At 66.0% G+C, this 15,449-nt stretch carries 8 protein-coding genes; 2 read left to right on the top strand and 6 right to left on the bottom strand.

The window, feature by feature from the left end:
• Window positions 1–14: 14 nt before the first annotated feature.
• The 4 genes from BLS81_RS05880 to phoA all read right to left on the bottom strand — a co-directional run bounded on the left by BLS81_RS05880 (window position 15) and on the right by phoA (window position 7,623).
• Entirely contained in the window at window positions 15–2,816 is a 2,802-nt protein-coding gene (locus tag BLS81_RS05880) for a TonB-dependent receptor (RefSeq protein ID WP_093222043.1), read from the bottom strand.
• Window positions 2,817–2,960: 144 nt separating this feature from the next.
• Complete coding sequence (locus tag BLS81_RS05875) at window positions 2,961–4,031, bottom strand: Ca2+-dependent phosphoinositide-specific phospholipase C (RefSeq protein WP_093222040.1); 1,071 nt, start codon at window positions 4,029–4,031, stop codon at window positions 2,961–2,963.
• 17 nt (window positions 4,032–4,048) lie between these two features.
• The gene (locus BLS81_RS05870; protein ID WP_093222039.1) at window positions 4,049–6,136 is read right to left on the bottom strand and encodes a phosphocholine-specific phospholipase C; all 2,088 of its coding nucleotides are present in this window, start codon (window positions 6,134–6,136) and stop codon (window positions 4,049–4,051) included.
• Between the two features lie 71 nt (window positions 6,137–6,207).
• Window positions 6,208–7,623, bottom strand: coding sequence for an alkaline phosphatase (phoA, locus tag BLS81_RS05865; RefSeq protein WP_093222036.1), 1,416 nt, complete (start codon window positions 7,621–7,623; stop codon window positions 6,208–6,210).
• A 303-nt stretch (window positions 7,624–7,926) separates the two neighbouring features.
• On the opposite strand from phoA, the gene BLS81_RS05860 reads away from it, so the two are divergent.
• Together BLS81_RS05860 and BLS81_RS05855 are read left to right on the top strand one after the other, a co-directional pair.
• Window positions 7,927–10,938, top strand: coding sequence for a TonB-dependent receptor (locus tag BLS81_RS05860; RefSeq protein WP_093222034.1), 3,012 nt, complete (start codon window positions 7,927–7,929; stop codon window positions 10,936–10,938).
• A 69-nt stretch (window positions 10,939–11,007) separates the two neighbouring features.
• Window positions 11,008–11,814: a DeoR/GlpR family DNA-binding transcription regulator gene (locus BLS81_RS05855; protein ID WP_256326092.1), complete on the top strand. Its 807-nt coding sequence runs from the start codon at window positions 11,008–11,010 to the stop codon at window positions 11,812–11,814.
• On the opposite strand, the gene BLS81_RS05850 is transcribed toward BLS81_RS05855, so the two are convergent.
• Together BLS81_RS05850 and BLS81_RS05845 are read right to left on the bottom strand one after the other, a co-directional pair.
• Complete coding sequence (locus BLS81_RS05850) at window positions 11,790–13,130, bottom strand: POT-type proton-dependent oligopeptide transporter (RefSeq protein ID WP_093222032.1); 1,341 nt, start codon at window positions 13,128–13,130, stop codon at window positions 11,790–11,792. The genes BLS81_RS05855 and BLS81_RS05850 overlap by 25 nt on opposite strands.
• A 65-nt stretch (window positions 13,131–13,195) precedes the next feature.
• Window positions 13,196–15,256 (bottom strand): phosphocholine-specific phospholipase C, encoded by a 2,061-nt coding sequence (locus BLS81_RS05845; RefSeq protein WP_256326091.1) that lies wholly within the window; start codon window positions 15,254–15,256, stop codon window positions 13,196–13,198.
• Window positions 15,257–15,449 lie beyond the last annotated feature (193 nt).

The following is a 15,449-nucleotide window of genomic DNA, read 5'->3' as shown; positions in this document are numbered from 1 at the left end:
CCGACCGCATCTCCTCAGAACTGGTAGGAGGCTTCCAGCGTGAAGGTCCGGCCCGAATCCACGATGGCGCCGATCGTGCTGCTGGAACGTCCGATCGTGGCATAATAGCTGCGCTCGTTGGCGAGGTTCGAGATTGCGCCTTCGAGCTTGGCGGGGCCGAAGGCGTAGGCGACATGCAGATCGAGCTGCGAGCGGGCATGGACCCAGCCATCGAGATCGCTGGAACCGCCGATCACCGCATATTGATACACATAATCGCTCGTGTAGCGGTACGAGAGATCGGCGCGCAGACCGCCGAAGAGATATGAAACCTGCGCGTTGGCGGTGAGATCGGGCTGGTAGAGCAGGCGCTCGTTCGGGGAGAGGCCGCCTTTCGGATCGACGCGCGACCCCTCGAACGTGGCGTTGCCCGACAGGACGACGCTTCCGGGAAGGGCGGGCGCCGCCTCGATCGTGACGCTACCCGCCAGTTCCACGCCATAGACGTTGCCGCTGCCGCCGTTCACCGGTTTGGAGATCGTCGTCGCACCGGTCTCGGTCGAGACGTTGGCGTAGTTGTTGACCTGCGAGTAGAAGAAGTTGTCGAGCGCCTTGTAGAAAGCGCTCACCGACAGCGCCGTGGTGTTGCTGGCGAATTCGACCGAGGCATCGAAATTCGTCGACTCCATCGCCTTCAGGTCCGGGTTGCCCTGCGTGATGCTGGTGGTGCCGCCCGCTTCGGCGCCGCCGCCCGACTTGGAGATCCGCTGGCCGCCGGCCAATTGGAAGAACGAGGGCGGCATATAGGTGCGCGACACCGACATGCGCAGCGCGAGCCGCTCGCTCGGCCGTAGATTGACCTGTAGGCTCGGCAAGAGCTTGTCGTACGTGGTCTTGCTCGACGCGAAAGTGCCGATGATCTCATTGCCGGCGCCGTCCGTCGGGAGCGTCCAGTAGATGTTGGTGATGTCGGTATGCTCGTAGCGCGCGCCGACGAGTACCTGACCGATCCCGACGCCGAACGTGGCCATGGCATAGCCGGACGTGACACGCTCATGCCCGCTTTGCGTGTTGCAGTTGTGGTTGTTGACATTGCCGGCGACCGAGCCGGGATCGCTGCAACTGTCGTCCGCGTCGGCGAGCCTTCCGTAGTTCTGCGCGATATCGGCGTTGAACAGCCTGTCGAGCGCGCTTCGGTTAATGAGCGGTGCCGAGAAATTGTAGAGACCGGGCACCACCTGCGACGCGCTGCCATCGAAGATATTGAGCGTCGACCAGCTTACCTCGTGCCCGGCGGCATCGAAGACGCGATTGGACGAATAATCGTTGTAGGTGTGCTTGCGATAGGCGTCGCGATATTTGGCGCCGAAGCTGATCGTCTTGAACACGCCGGCATCCACGTCGATATCGCCGTCGAGCTTCAGGCCCCATTTGGTCTGATGGCTGAATTCGGCGGAGAGTTCACCGGCGCGGCGGGCGTTGTAGGTGGCGATCCCGTCGAAGAACGCATATTGCGCGGCGGAGCCGATCAGGATCGGCTGGCCGTCGCGGTAGGTGAACATCGTCGTGCCGCTATAGGGCAGGGAGCTGCCGCTATTGGGTTTACGGGCCGAGATTTCCTGATGGTCCGGCGCATTATATTCGCCCGCGCTGAAGAAGGCGTTGGGGCGCAGCGTGAGCTTGCCGAGTTTGAGGTCGCCGCCCAGTTGCGCGGTGGCGAGCAGCGCCTGTTCGGGCGAGGTGCTGAAATAATAGCGCGGGCGAAGCTGGGTGATGTTCGTCGCATAGGTGCCGGTCGTGCCGATTTGCGTGCGGCTGGTGCTGTCGGCGTAGATCTGCTCGTAATAGGAATCCTGCTTGATATCATTCCGCGCATAGGTGCCGCGGATGTACCAGTGCTGGCTCTCGTCCGGCGCCCAATCGAGCGAGGCGCTGCCGCCGTGGCGCGTGATGAGGCCGTTGGTGAAACCCGCGTTCACGCCCAGCGACGTGAGGTTGTCCGCGCGCGAGCCTGGGGCGGCGCTGGTGCCGTCGACGTTTTGCAGCGCATAGGTCCATTGTCCGTTGGTGGCAGCGGGATACACGCCGTCGACGATGCTGTTGGTGAAGTTGGTGCGGTCATAATAGCCCGACACATAGAAGCCGAACTGTTTGGACGCACCGAAGGTCTTCGCGAATTCGGCAGTCGCGGTCTCGCCGTCGGCATCCCGCTTGTAATCGCGCGCGCGCGACGCGAGGCGCCCGGTCACCGACACGTTGAACACCGTCGGCCGGTCGAAATCGGCGGCTGTGGGGGTGCGGAAATCGATCGAGCCGCCGATCCCGGTGCCGTCGAGCGCGGGCAGGAAGGTCTTGTTGACGACGATGCGGTGCATGCCGCTGGGCGGCAGCAGGTTGAGCGGCACCTGGCGGCTGAACGGCATGCCCTGCGCGCCTTCGACACCGTTGATGAGGTTGATGTTATATTCGGCGTCCATCCCGCGCAGCGCGACGTAATTGCCCTGGCCGCGACCGGCGATGTCCGTCGCGACGCTGTTGGTGTTGCCCTGTCCACCGTTGAACACGCTGACGCCGGGCAGGCGCGCAAGCGATTCGGCGAGGTTGACGTCCGGCGCCTGCTCGATCTTCGCGGCACTCAATTCGGCGACCGCGTTGGGCGAGGCCAGTTGCTCTTGTTCGAGGCTGCCCTTCTGGCGGCTCCCCTTCACGATGATCGTCTCGCGGCCGGGTGCGTCGGCATCGGCGGTGGTGGACTCCTGCGCCTGCGCATGAGCGAGCGCTGGAATGGTTAAGGCTGAGGAAAGCAGCAGCAATCGCGCGGTCGTGCGGAATTTCATGATATGTGGGCCCCCCGTCGCGCGTGCCTTCACCAAAGCGGCGTGGCGGGCTGCGACGGAGGTGCCGCTATCAGCGCTCTGTGGCGGGACGGTTCCAGCTCATGGCTATTTTTGTGACAGTCTTCTGGACGTTTCGTTTTAACGTCAACGCGCCAGCCGGACGACGAAATTGAGCTTCAGCGGATCGTCCGCTCCGGCATAGTAATCCGTGCTGATGATCTGCGCGCCGGAGCGCGACGCCGCCTCCAGCCGCGACCGATCATGCGCGCGCGCCTCGACGGTTTCGGCATCGGCACGGGTTCGCACGATGAACCCCGCCGCGACCGCACGGCGGATCGCGGTCTCATCCCGCCTCGGATCCTGGATGTTCAGGAAGGCCGCTTCAGGTGCGTCCTCCGGGTAAAAGCCGAACATCACGCGACCGCGTAGCGATGCATGCCCATGGCGATACCGATCCAGCACGGTGCCGCCCGCATCGAGCACCAGCAGCACCTTGCCCGCCGTGGCACGCACGCTCGGCCAGCCGTCATGCGTCACCGCGTCGCGCAAGCTCGCGTGGCGGCCGCGAACCTGATCGGGCGTGACGAGGCCCTGCGGCCCGAACGCGGCGAGCGCGGCGGCATCGACGGCGGCAAGCGCGGTTTCGTCGAACGCGGGGAGGTCTGGCATGATGGGATTATCGGTATGCCCTTCACTCGGATTGATCGTGATGACGATCGGATGGTGCCCGGGATGCGCGCGGGACCATCGTGCGACTTGCGTCAGGCATTCGGCGATCGTCAGGCAAAGCGTGCGCCGGTCGACGAAGGGTACGTGGAGTATTTTGGGGCCGGGGCGGAGCATCGCGGCATAGCGATCGGGCTGGCCGACATAGGGTGCGGCGTAGAGCCCGCCATGCGGATCGGCGAGCGGATCGAATTCGAGTTGGCGCAGGCCGAGATCGAGCTGGCGCGCGATCGGCGGATGGCCATATTCCACGCCGGCCGATTGCTCGCGCAGCACGGCTCGCTGTTCGGCGAGCGAGGCGGCGGTAAAGGCGGGTCGGTAGGAGTTGTGCGATCCGAGCACCCGCATTCCATTGAGCGGCGCCTCGCTCAGCCGATCGGCATCGGGGTTGGCGGCGCCGGACGGCGGCGACGCGTTCTGCCCCGACGCGATGCCGCCGATGCCGGCCAGGGCGGCACAGGCGAGCAATGCCTTGCGCACGTCGATCATCCATCGTCTCCGAAACATCATGCCTGGGCGGGATCGCTGATCGCGGCCCACGGTCCGGCGACGCACCCGGCCAGCCGACGCCGCCATCCGCCCGGCGCGGTGAGGATGAGGTCGTACCAGCCGTGCGTCGGCGCGAGCGGCCAGGCGTGCGTGCCCGGCGCTTCGGGCGTCCAGCCGGTGTGCTCGGTATGATAAGCGCCCGGCGCGACCTGCACGCCGCCGGCTTGCTTCGCCTCGATCCGCAGCGCTTTGCCCGACGCGCCAGCGTCGACGATGCGCCACGTCACCACGGGTTCGGCGCGGCCGCTGCCCACGAACAGCCGGTGGAAGCCCGCCGGCCCGAGTACGAACAGATCGTAGCCCCGCTCACCATCCAGCGGCCAGTCGGCGTGCAGCATCTTGCCCGGTTCGACCGTGTAGCGGCGCGGGATCGCGTCCAGCCGTAACCGGTCATAGACGTGGAACACCACGCCTAGACCGCCCTCCGCCGTGAAAGTCAGGCGAAAGGCGCCGCCCTCGACCGCACCATGCACTTCGGGCCGGTAGCGCGTCGCAACCGCCGGGCGGATGCCGGCCGCCTGCCGGGGCGGCGGCTGATCCTCGGGCGCGCCCGGGCGCGGCTGATGCGCGATCGCCTGCGCCGCCGCCCGCCGCGCCGGCGCTTCGGCCATCGTGTCGATCAGCGAGCGTGTCAGCGCCGCGGGCCTGGCACCCTGCGCGAAATCGAACGCGGGCACGAGATCGCTGCACACCGCCCGCCGCCATGCGGAGATGTTGGGTTCATCGACGCCGAACCGTGCCGTCATAAAGCGTAGCACCGAGGTATGGTCGGCCACTTCCGAGAACACCCGCCCGCCGCGCGTCCACGGCGACAGCACGTACATCGGCACGCGCGGCCCCAGGCCATATGGTCGGCCGCGCAGCGCCGGTCGGTCGCTCTCGGCGCCGGGCGCGGGCAGGTGGTGGTATTCGCCGTCGGTGCTGACGGTGCTGGCGCCCGCGAAGCCGCCGGCGTCGGGCGAGGGCGGTGCCGGGGGCGGCACGTGATCGAAAAAGCCGTCATTCTCGTCGAAGTTGATGAACAGGGCGGTTCGCGCCCACACCTTGGGGTTGGCGGTCAAGGCCGCGATCACCTGTGCGGTATAGGCGGCGCCCTGCGCGGGGCTGGAGGGGCCGGGATGTTCCGATCCTTCCGCCGTGCCGACGATCCAACTGATGCTCGGCAGACGGTCGGTTAGGCAATCGGCGCGGAGCGCATCGAGCGCGCGCGTTGTCAGCCCCTTGTCGCGCAACACGCCGCGCGATCCCGGATCGCCCCGGTAGGCGGCGCGAAACTGGAGGAAATTGGCGAGCGGATTGTCGGTGAAATTGTCCGCCATGTCCTGATAGACCGCCCAGCTCACCCCGGCCGCCTCGAGCCGCTCGGGGTAAGTGGTCCAGAAGAAGCGCGGGCTGCTGGCCGCATCGGGCTTGGCGAGATCGTCGTCGGGGTTCTCGATGGTCGGGCCGCCGCCACGGCCGAATGGATCGTTGGTGCCGGTCCATTGAAACAGCCGGTTGCAATTGGTGCCGGTCTGCATCGAGCAGTGATAGGCGTCGCAAAGGGTGAAGGCGTCGGCCATCGCGAATTGGAAGGGCAGATCCTCGGCGCCGTAATGCGCCATCGCGCGCTGGGTCTTGGCCTCGGGCCAGTGGCCCATGCGACCGTGATCCCACGCGGCCTGTGCATCGGGCCAGTTGTGCGGCGTGCCGGCGACGCGCATCAGCTCGAAATGCTCGCGGGTCGCCATGCGGAACGGGCGCAGGACGCGCGGTGGCTTGGCGGTACCGTCATATTGATCCCAGACGGTGCGCGAAGGGCCGCCCGCCACACCGGCGACGGGAATGGGAAAGCGGTCGCCGAAGCCGCGCACGCCCGGCATCGTTCCGAAATAATGGTCGAAGCTGCGATTCTCCTGCATCAGCACGACGATATGGTCGATGTCGCCAAGGCCGCCACCGCGCCGGTCGGGGCCGATCGCGGCGGCGCGTGCGAGCGCCGGCGAAATCGCGGCGAGGGCCGCGCCTCGCATCGAGTGGCGGAGCAGCGAGCGACGGTCGATCATGGCGAAGACCTCACAAGAGTGGACAGGGCGGCCGCGCGCGACACGGCGACGCGCGCAGGACGGTCACGGCCTCACTTCAGGCCGAGCGCATCGCGGATCGTGTAGAACATATCGGTCTGGTCGGTGAGGCCGGCGAAATTGGCCGCGCGCGGGCCGTAGGCGGCGACGCGCAACTGCGTGCCGGTATGCCCCTGCGAGCCGACTTCCGAGGTGCCGTAATTCACCGTGAGGACGCTGCCGTCCTTGGTCAACAACGCCTCGGTCAGCCCCGGCGCCTGGCTGCCGTTGCCGATGATCTGGCTGGTATGCGCATGATCGGCGGTGACGATCACCAGCGTGTGTCCGTCTGCCTTGGCGAAGGCCAGCGCGACCTGTACCGCCTCATCGAGATCGACTGTCTCGCCGATCTGGCCGCACGGATTGGCGGCGTGATCCTCCTTGTCGATCGACGCGCCTTCCACCTGGAGCAGAAAGCCCTTGGGATTCTTGCGCAGCAGCGCGATCGCCTTGGTCGTCATCGCCGCGAGCGTCGGCACGCTGGCGCTACGCTCGGCATTGATTTCGCAGCGGACGGGCGGCTGGTCGATATTGCCGTGATGGCTGGCGCGCGGCCCCTTCCAGCGCACCGGCATGTTGCCTGGCGCGAACAGGCCGAGCAGCGGGCGCCTGGCGTCGGCGCTGATGACCGCGTCGAGCCCGGCGGCATCCTGTACCACCGCGAAGCCGCGCGCGCGCGCCTGATCGAGCAGGGTCTTGCCCTGCCAGTCGCCAGCCCGGGCGGTTTCCGCGAAGATGGCGGCGCCTCCACCGAGTGCGACGTCGGGGCGGGTGTTGAGCAGTTGCTCCGCGATCGACCCGGCGCCGCCTTTTTCAAGTGCGTTGGTGGGACAGAGCTTGCTCGTCACGACCGGGCCGAAGCAGGCGCGCATGGTGACGTGCGCGATCTGCGCGGCGGGGGTCGCATCCTCGATCTCGGCGGTGGTCACGTCACCCGTGGCAAAGCCGGCCGCTTTGGCGAGCGCGATCAGCGAGGGATGCGGCGCTTCGCGGATATCGACGCCGATCGCGCCGTTGTAGCTCTTCACCCCCGTGCTCCACGCGGTCGCCGAGGCGGCGGAATCGGTGACGTAATCCGGCTTGCCGGTCGCTTTCTCCAGCGAATAGTGCGTGTACTGGCCGGTCACGGGCAGTGCGTCGATACCTTTGAAATAGCCGCCCGCGCCTTCGGCATAATCGCGGGCGAGGGTGATTTCGGAATCGCCCATGCCGTCTCCGATCAGCAGGATGACGTTGCGCACCGCGCCATCGCGGATCAGCGCGCGGTAGGTTGCGGTCATGTCGCCCTTGATGCGCCGCGCGCCGCCGGGTTGGCTGAGGTCTCCCTGGGCGGCGCGCGCGAGATCGACAGGGGCCGACTGCCCGACGGCGGCGGTCGCGGTGGCGAGGGCGAGAACGGCGGCGAACGGCGAGCGCAGGGGAAAGGTCATCGGCGGTCCTTGATCGGCGGGATTCGCCGCCTGAAGGCGACGGTCAGGATGCGGCTAGCGGGCTATTCTTGCAGGAATGATACAATGGGCGTCGACATGCCCGGCGCCGCCCGATGGTCTGCGACGTGAATGACGTTGCCGAAACGCTGGCGAGGGTCATTCCCGGTGCGCTGATGAGCGCGCGTCGCCTCGATGTGAGATTTTTGTCGGTTTGTCACAAAAAATCCAACAACCGCGATTAGCGGCGCTCCCGGGACGCGGTTGAACCGGGTCCGCCGCTTTCGTTTCACCAAGGGGGTTTCCATGTTTCGCTCCACGCGACGTTCGTCGCGCGCCGCCTTGCGCGCGCTGTTGATGCTCGGCTCGACGGTTTCCGCCGTCGCCATCTCCACGCCGGCCGCGCAGGCACAGGATTATACCAACATCGTCGCCTCCGGCCGTGTGACCGGGCAGGACGGCGCGCCGATCGCCGGTGCCGAGGTGAAGATCACGTCGTCGGACCGGGGCGTCAGCCGCAGCGCGACGACCGATGGTGCGGGCGCCTACACGATTCCGCAATTGTCGCCGGGCAATTACGACGTCACCATCACCGCCGACGGCTTCGCGACCTACACCGAGCGCAACGTCCCGCTGACCCGCGAGACGGGCGGTGCGAACAGCTATCGGCTGGTCACGGCCTCGCAGAATGGCGATATCGTTGTTACCGGTTCGCGTCAGCGCGTCGCCGACTTCCAGGACACCACGGTCGGCAGCACGATCAACCTCGGCTCGCTGACGCAGCGCGTTCCGATCGGCCGCAGCTTGCGCGATGTGATGCTGCTGACGCCCGGCACGGTGCAGGGTTCGTCGCCGTCGAACGGCGGCTTCGCCAACCAAGTCTCGATCGCCGGTGCGGCGTTCACCGAAAACGCCTTCTACATCAACGGGCTGAACGTGACCGATTTCGTGTCGGGCGGCCAGCCGACCGAAGTACCGTTCGACTTCTACCAGACCGTCGAGGTGAAGACCGGGGGTGCGCCCGCCGAGTTCGGCCGCGCGACCGGCGGCTATGTCGTCGCCACGACCAAATCGGGTTCCAACGAATATCATGCCAGCGTCACCGGCATCACCGAACCCGACGCGCTGCGCGACAGCTCACGCTCGACCCGTACTACCGATTACGCGCATGCCCGCGCCAGCCGGCAGGAACTGATCTTCCAGGCGAGCGGTCCTATCATCAAGGATCATCTGTTCGTCTATGGTCTCTACAATTTCCGTGACATCCGCTCGTTCACGCCATCAAAGAACCAGAACAACTCGACCGGCGTGACCAACCGCAGCCCGTTCTGGGGCGGTAAGGTCGATGGCTACATCACCGGCGACCATCACTTCGAATTCACCTATTTCGACACCACCAACGACACGCTGAACCGCAGCTATGCGTGGGATCGCACCACGTACACGCGCGGCGTGCAGACCGGCGGCACCAACGCACGCGCGGGCGGCGTCAACTATGTCGGCCGTTATACGGGGACGTTCACGCCGTGGCTGACGCTGTCCGGCGCATACGGCGTCAACAAGCTGCGCTCGGGCAACCTGCCGCTCGACACCACCAATTCGCAGGTGGTCGATTACCGGAGCGATCCGGCCGGTATCCAGATCGGCGCGAACAAAGTGACCGACGCCTACAGCAAGACCGATAACGAGCGCGAATTCTACCGCATCGACGCCGACCTCCAGTTCCACCTGCTGGGCTCGCACCACGTCCGCTTCGGCTATGACCATGAGAAGGACACGCAGACGCAAACCTTCCAGACGATCGGCGCGGGCGCGTTCAAGATCTACAACGTCACAAACGAGTCCGCGGCGCGGATCGGGCTGCCGGTCGGCACCACCTATTACACCACGCGCGTCTATGCGCAGAACGGCACCGCGCATGTACGCAACGAAGCCTATTACATTCAGGATCAATGGTCGCTGCTCGACAACCGTTTGCGGCTGGATCTCGGACTTCGTAACGATCGCTTCAGCAACCAGGGCGTGAACGGCAAATCCTTCTTCGAATCGGGCGACCAATGGGCACCGCGTATTGGCGCGTCGTTCGATCCGCTCGGCGACGGACGGACCAAGGTGTTCGGATCCTACGCCAAATATTATCTGCCGATGGCGGGCGACATCAATCTGAACGTCGCGGGCAGCCTCGTCACCTATACCCGCTACAATCTGTTCAACGGCACCAGCGGGGCGGGGAACATCCCGGTCGATGGCGCGCCGATTCTGTCGGTCGTCAACACCACCGCCTGCCCGGACACCAAGATCAAGAATTGCGAGGTCTCGGCGGACGGATCCGCGTTCAACCCGGCGGGCGCGATCGCCACCAACATCAAGCCGCAGTCGGACAATGAGTTCATCGTCGGCGCCGAGCATCAGTTCGGCGACCATGTGCGGATCGGCGCGTATTTCACGCACCGGGAACTCCAGAGCGTGATCGAGGACATGTCGATCGACATCGCCGCGCGCAAATATTGCGTGGCGGCGGGCATGGCGGCGGCGGCGTGCCAATCGACCTTCTCGGGCGGTAATCAGTTCGTCATCGCCAATCCGGGCGAGGACGTCACGGTGCAGCTGAACAAGCTCCCCGACGGTTCGACGCCCACCGTGACGCTGAAGGCGGCCGATCTCGGCTATCCCAAGCCCAGCCGCAACTATAACGCGCTGACGCTCACCTTCGATCGCAGCTTCGACAAAGTGTGGAGCCTTGCCGCCTCCTACACGCTGTCGTTCAACAAGGGGAACTACGAAGGCGGCGTCCGCTCGGAGAACGGGCAGGCGGCGATCAACCGTACCGCTGACTTCGACTCGCCCGGCTTCGTCAATGGCGCCTATGGCTATCTCCCCAGCGACCGCCGCCACAGCTTCAAGGCGTATGGCAGCTATCGTCTGTTCGACTTTCTCGATCTCGGCGGCAATGCGATCGTCCAGTCCGGCGCGCATTATAGCTGCATCGGCGCGGTGCCGCTCAGCGTCGATCCCTACGCCAACACCTATCACGGTTATGGCTATTATTGTCAGGGCAAGCTGATCCCGCGTGGCACCGCGTTCAACGGCGACTGGCTTGCGCAGTTCGACGTGAGCGCGATCGTCCATCTGCCACTGCCCCACGGTGTAGATGCATCGATCCGGCTCGACGTGTTCAACCTGTTCAACAGCCAGGCGGTCACGTCGTACAACAACTTCGGCGAGCAGGGCGACGGATCGGTGAACACCGATTACCGGATGCCGGTCAATTACCAGAACCCGCGCTCCGTGCGGGTGACGGCGCGCCTCGGCTTCTGAGCCATGCGCAGATCGCCGGGTTCGCTTCCAGGAGGCGGCCCGGCGGTTGCAAATCAGCGGGCGCGGCGCATGTCTTGCCGTGCATCCGAATCGACGGCAAGCGATCAGAGGGAGGGGACGATAGAGAAGCGATCACAGCGCCAGCGCGAGATCATCACGCGGCTGCGCAGCGGACGGACGTTATCGGTGACGGCATTGGCGGGCGACCTCGCCGTGTCCGACGAAACGATCCGCCGCGAACTGCGCGCGCTCGAGGATCAGGGGGTCGTCATCCGCGAGCATGGCGGGGCGCGCATGGCGACGCCCGTGCATGAGGGGCCGCTCCATCAGCGGATGGAGGAGAATGCCGATGCCAAGCTGCGCATCGCCCGCGCGGCCGCCGAACTGGTGGATGACGGCGCGATCCTGTTCATCGATTCGGGCACGACGAGTTGCTTCATCGCGCGGCAGCTTGTCGAGCGGCGATCGCTGACGGTGGTGACCAATTCACTGCATGTCGCGAAAGATCTTGGCGGCATCAACAACAACCGCCTGTTCCTCGCCGGCGGACAGATGGATTATGACTACCGCGCCTTTTCCGACCATGTCGCGCAGGAGTATGTGCGTGGCTTCACCCCGCATCTCGCGATCCTGTCGGTGGGCGGGATCAGCATCGAACGCGGGCTGATGGATTTCCATCCGGGCGAGGCGGAGATGAGCCGGATCGCGTACGCCACCTCGAAGCGGGTGCTGCTCGCCGCCGATCGTTCGAAGATCGGCCGATACGCCCTGATCCAGACCGCGGCGCTGACCGATGTCGACATCCTCGTCACCGATGAACCGCTGAACGAGGATTACGCGCGTGCCTTCGCTCATGCCGAGGTGGTGGTCGCCTGACCCGCGCGCGCGACGCGCAACAGCGGTAATCCGATGACCAGCACGAGCAGCGCCCCCGCGCCGGCCACGCCGGCGTGGAGCAGCCAGAAGGATGGCGGCCCCATCCGCTCATAATATACGCCGCTGAAACCGACCCACAGGTTCGCGAAGAACCCGTGCAGGTAGAACAGACCCATCCAGAAGCCGACCAGCCGGCGGGGCGCGACTCCCGCGATCAGGCTGAGGCCCGACGGCCAGATCAGCACGACCGCGGCATCGATCAAGAGCAGGTAGGTGATCGCCCAGGGGAGCGGCAACGTCCCCCCGGCCGTGCTACCGATCGTCAGCACCAGATACCCGCCCGAGCAGCACAGCCCGCCGAGCAACACTTGCACGCTCGCGCCAATGACGACGCCGTGCCGTTCGAGCGCTCTCGCCGCCGCGTGCGACGCGGCGACCAAGGCCAGCGTGAAAGCGCCGTCGAGCGAGAGAAACCAGGCCACCGGCACCGTCCATCCGCCCAAGCGCAAATCCACATGCGACCGCGCCCAGACCAGAAAGATGTTGGCGAGCTGCTCGTAAGCGGCGAAGCATAGATAGACGGCGGCGAGCGCGACGATCAGCACGCCCGCCGCGGCGGCCGGCCGGCCCGGCGTGCGCGGGGGCATCGCCGCTGCCGGGCCGATGGCGACGTCCCGGCTGGTACGGGCATAGAAGAACAGGCCGATGGCGACCGCCACCGCCGCCGCGCCGATACCATAAGCCGGTCCCGCAAATGCCTCCAGCGCGCCGCACACCAATGGGCCGCAAATCACGCCCGCATTGAGGAAGCCGAGATAGACCGTATAGGCGCGCCTGCGCTGCGCTTCGTCTTGAAACAGCAAGCCGACCTGGGCGGAGAGATTGCCCTTGAGCAGCCCGGTGCCGGTGGCGAAGAAGATCAGGCCGATCAGGAAGCTGCCGTTCGCGAGCATGAGCGTGAGGCCAAGCAGCATGCCCGCGCCGCCGCTGGCCACCACCACCCGGCGGCTGCCGACGAGGTCGCCGGCCAACCCGCCGAGCGGGATGGCGAGGTAGATCAGGGCGTTCGCATAGCCATATAGCTGGGAGGCGAGGCCGGTGATCGAGACCGGACCGAACAGCGCCCCGCTGGCATCGCGCACCGCCGTCGCCCCGGCCACGCGCGTCAGATCGCCGGCCAAGACATGATCGACCAGCATCAGCACGAGCAGCGATTTCACGCCGGCCATGGCGAATCGCTCCCAGAATTCCATCATCGCCAGCGCTAGGAAGCGCCTGTCCAGCAATGTGCCGTCCTTGGTTACCGCGTCGCCCATCTCGCCCGCCCTTGCCGACGGGCGGCGCTAGGCGCGCTTCGCAACACCGTGATGACAGTCGCGGCTCAAAGCGGGTGCGGATAAGCCGCGACGGGCTCGCTGACGCCGGGTTCGCCGGTCTCGACATGCCCCGCGAGCCGCAGCCGGGTGCCATCCGACGCTACCAGCATCACATCGTACCAGCGATGATCGGGGAGCGCGAGCGGGTGCCGCGTCTCCGCCGCAACCGGTAATCGCTCCTGCCGGCCGGTGTGCGCGCAATGCATCGTCACGGTCGTCGCCGTCCCGTCGCGGTCGGCGAGGTGCAGCATGCCGCCCCGGCCATCGTCGCGCCAGGCGACCGTCGCCTCGATCCGCGCGCCGCCGCCGGGGCCGCGATATTCGCGTTGGAAGCCGTTCGGCCCCCGCACCACCAGCGCATGCGGCCGATCGCGACGCAACGGCCACGCCTCTTCGAGCCGCGAACCCGCCGCGACGGTGAAATAGCGCCAGCCGGGAAAGGCGGTCTCGTCCTGCACGCCGAACACGACCCCGACGTTCCCTTCGTTGACGAAGCGCAGCGTCAACCCGGCATCGGACCAACTCGGCTCGACGGCGAAACGATACGGCAGCGCGCGCGCGGGGCGCGTGCCCGGCTCCTGCGCTGGAACGCCCTTGCTCGTGGCGATCTGCGGCGGCGAACCGCTCTTACACAGATGCTCCGTCTCCGCGATATAGCCGGCGACGGAGGGTAGCGCCTTTGCCCAGCGCGTATCGAGACGCGCCTCCTGCGAAACGTCGAAGTCGAAGATCGAAGTCAGGTCGCCGCAGATCGCGCGCCGCCAAGGCGAGATATTGGGTTCCGCCACCCCGAAGCGCTTTTCGAGGAAGCGCAGCACCGAGGTATGATCGAACATTTGCGAGTTCACCCAACCCCCGCGCGTCCAGGGCGATATCACCATCATCGGTACGCGCGGGCCGAGCCCCACCGGCTCGCCCTGATACGTCTCGCTTCGGACATCGACGTTGCTCGCGCCGTAGCGCGGCGCGATCGCGGGCATCGGTGCCGGGATATGATCGAAGAAGCCGTCATTCTCGTCATAATTGAGGATGAAGGCGGTCTTGGCCCATACCTTGGGATTGGCGGCCAGCGCGGCGACGAGGTTGCCGATCAGCACCTCGCCAAAGGGGACCGGGGCGTCGGGATGCTCGCTCATCTGCATCATCGGCACGATCCACGACACCTGCGGCAGACGATCGGCGGCCACGTCCGCGGCGAAGGCGGCGATCAGGTGGCGCGCCTGCGTCTTCTCGGGATCGGCCGGTGCGATGCCGTCGATCCAATCGACGTAAGCGCGCCCGCGTCGATACCGCGATGAAGTCGGGTCCAGCTTGCGGAACTCCTTGAAGTACCCGAGCGGATTGTCGGAATAATTGGCGAGTTCCTGATAGACGCGCCAGGATATGCCGGCCTCCTCCAGCCGCCCGGCATAGGTCCGCCACGGCAGCCCCTCGGTAGCGTCGTCCTTCGCCATGTCCGCGCCCGGATTGGGGTCGCTGCCGCCGTTGGTGACGCAATATTCGCCCTCCTGTCCGACGCTGAGGCCGCTGGTGCCGGTGAAGTGATAAAGCCGGTTCGGACCGGTCGGCCCCTGTAGCGAACAATGGTACGCGTCGCAGATGGTGAACGCGTCGGCGAGCGCGTAATAATAGGGGATATCGGCGCGGGTCAGGTGCGCCATCGTCAGCGGTCCCTTCTGCTCCGCCCAGACATCCCAGTTGCGCCAACGCGCCTGACTGTCTTTCCAGCTATGATCGAGCCCGGTGAAGCACCGTGCGTTGCTGCTGTTGTAGTCGAGCCGGAAGGGCCACGCGATCTCGCCGCCGTCGCGATCCGCTCGGCGTTGCGCCCAGACGGGCTTGCCGCTCGGTAACGTGACGGGGCGCGGATCCGCAAAGCCGCGCACGCCGCGCAAGCTGCCGAAATAATGATCGAAGGAGCGGTTCTCCTGCATCAAAATCACGACATGCTCGATATCCCGGATCGAGCCGCGCCCGGCGGGGCGATGGAGCGCCGTCGCCGTGTGGCCCGTAACAGCGGCGGCACCCGAGGCGCCGAGAAGAAACATCCTGCGATCGATCGTCACGCGCGCCCCATCATCCGAAAACGCGCTCGCTTTGACCGTTATTTATGCAAGGCATATGACGAAGTCGGACGGAATGGCGATATTTTGTGGTTTTTCGGCAGAATATGAACGGCCTCGCAAGGGTCAGGCGTTTGGGCGTTCAGAGGACTTTCATCTAGCGAAGGGCGGCAGGACACCAGCCGCCGGGGTCGAT

The organism is Sphingomonas sp. NFR15, from assembly GCF_900103265.1.
GTDB lineage: Bacteria > Pseudomonadota > Alphaproteobacteria > Sphingomonadales > Sphingomonadaceae > Sphingomonas > Sphingomonas pollutisoli.
Note: the sequence above shows the minus strand (reverse complement) of the source record. Positions and strands in the feature narration are given on the sequence as shown.

Excerpts from the sequence above, each read along its gene's own strand:
- BLS81_RS05880 (WP_093222043.1), bottom strand. The coding sequence starts at position 2,816 with ATGAAATTCCGCACGACCGCGCGATTGCTGCTGCTTTCCTCAGCCTTA.
- BLS81_RS05875 (WP_093222040.1), bottom strand. The coding sequence starts at position 4,031 with ATGATCGACGTGCGCAAGGCATTGCTCGCCTGTGCCGCCCTGGCCGGC.
- BLS81_RS05870 (WP_093222039.1), bottom strand. The coding sequence starts at position 6,136 with ATGATCGACCGTCGCTCGCTGCTCCGCCACTCGATGCGAGGCGCGGCC.
- phoA (WP_093222036.1), bottom strand. The coding sequence starts at position 7,623 with ATGACCTTTCCCCTGCGCTCGCCGTTCGCCGCCGTTCTCGCCCTCGCC.
- BLS81_RS05860 (WP_093222034.1), top strand. The coding sequence starts at position 7,927 with ATGTTTCGCTCCACGCGACGTTCGTCGCGCGCCGCCTTGCGCGCGCTG.
- BLS81_RS05855 (WP_256326092.1), top strand. The coding sequence starts at position 11,008 with ATGTCTTGCCGTGCATCCGAATCGACGGCAAGCGATCAGAGGGAGGGG.
- BLS81_RS05850 (WP_093222032.1), bottom strand. The coding sequence starts at position 13,130 with ATGGGCGACGCGGTAACCAAGGACGGCACATTGCTGGACAGGCGCTTC.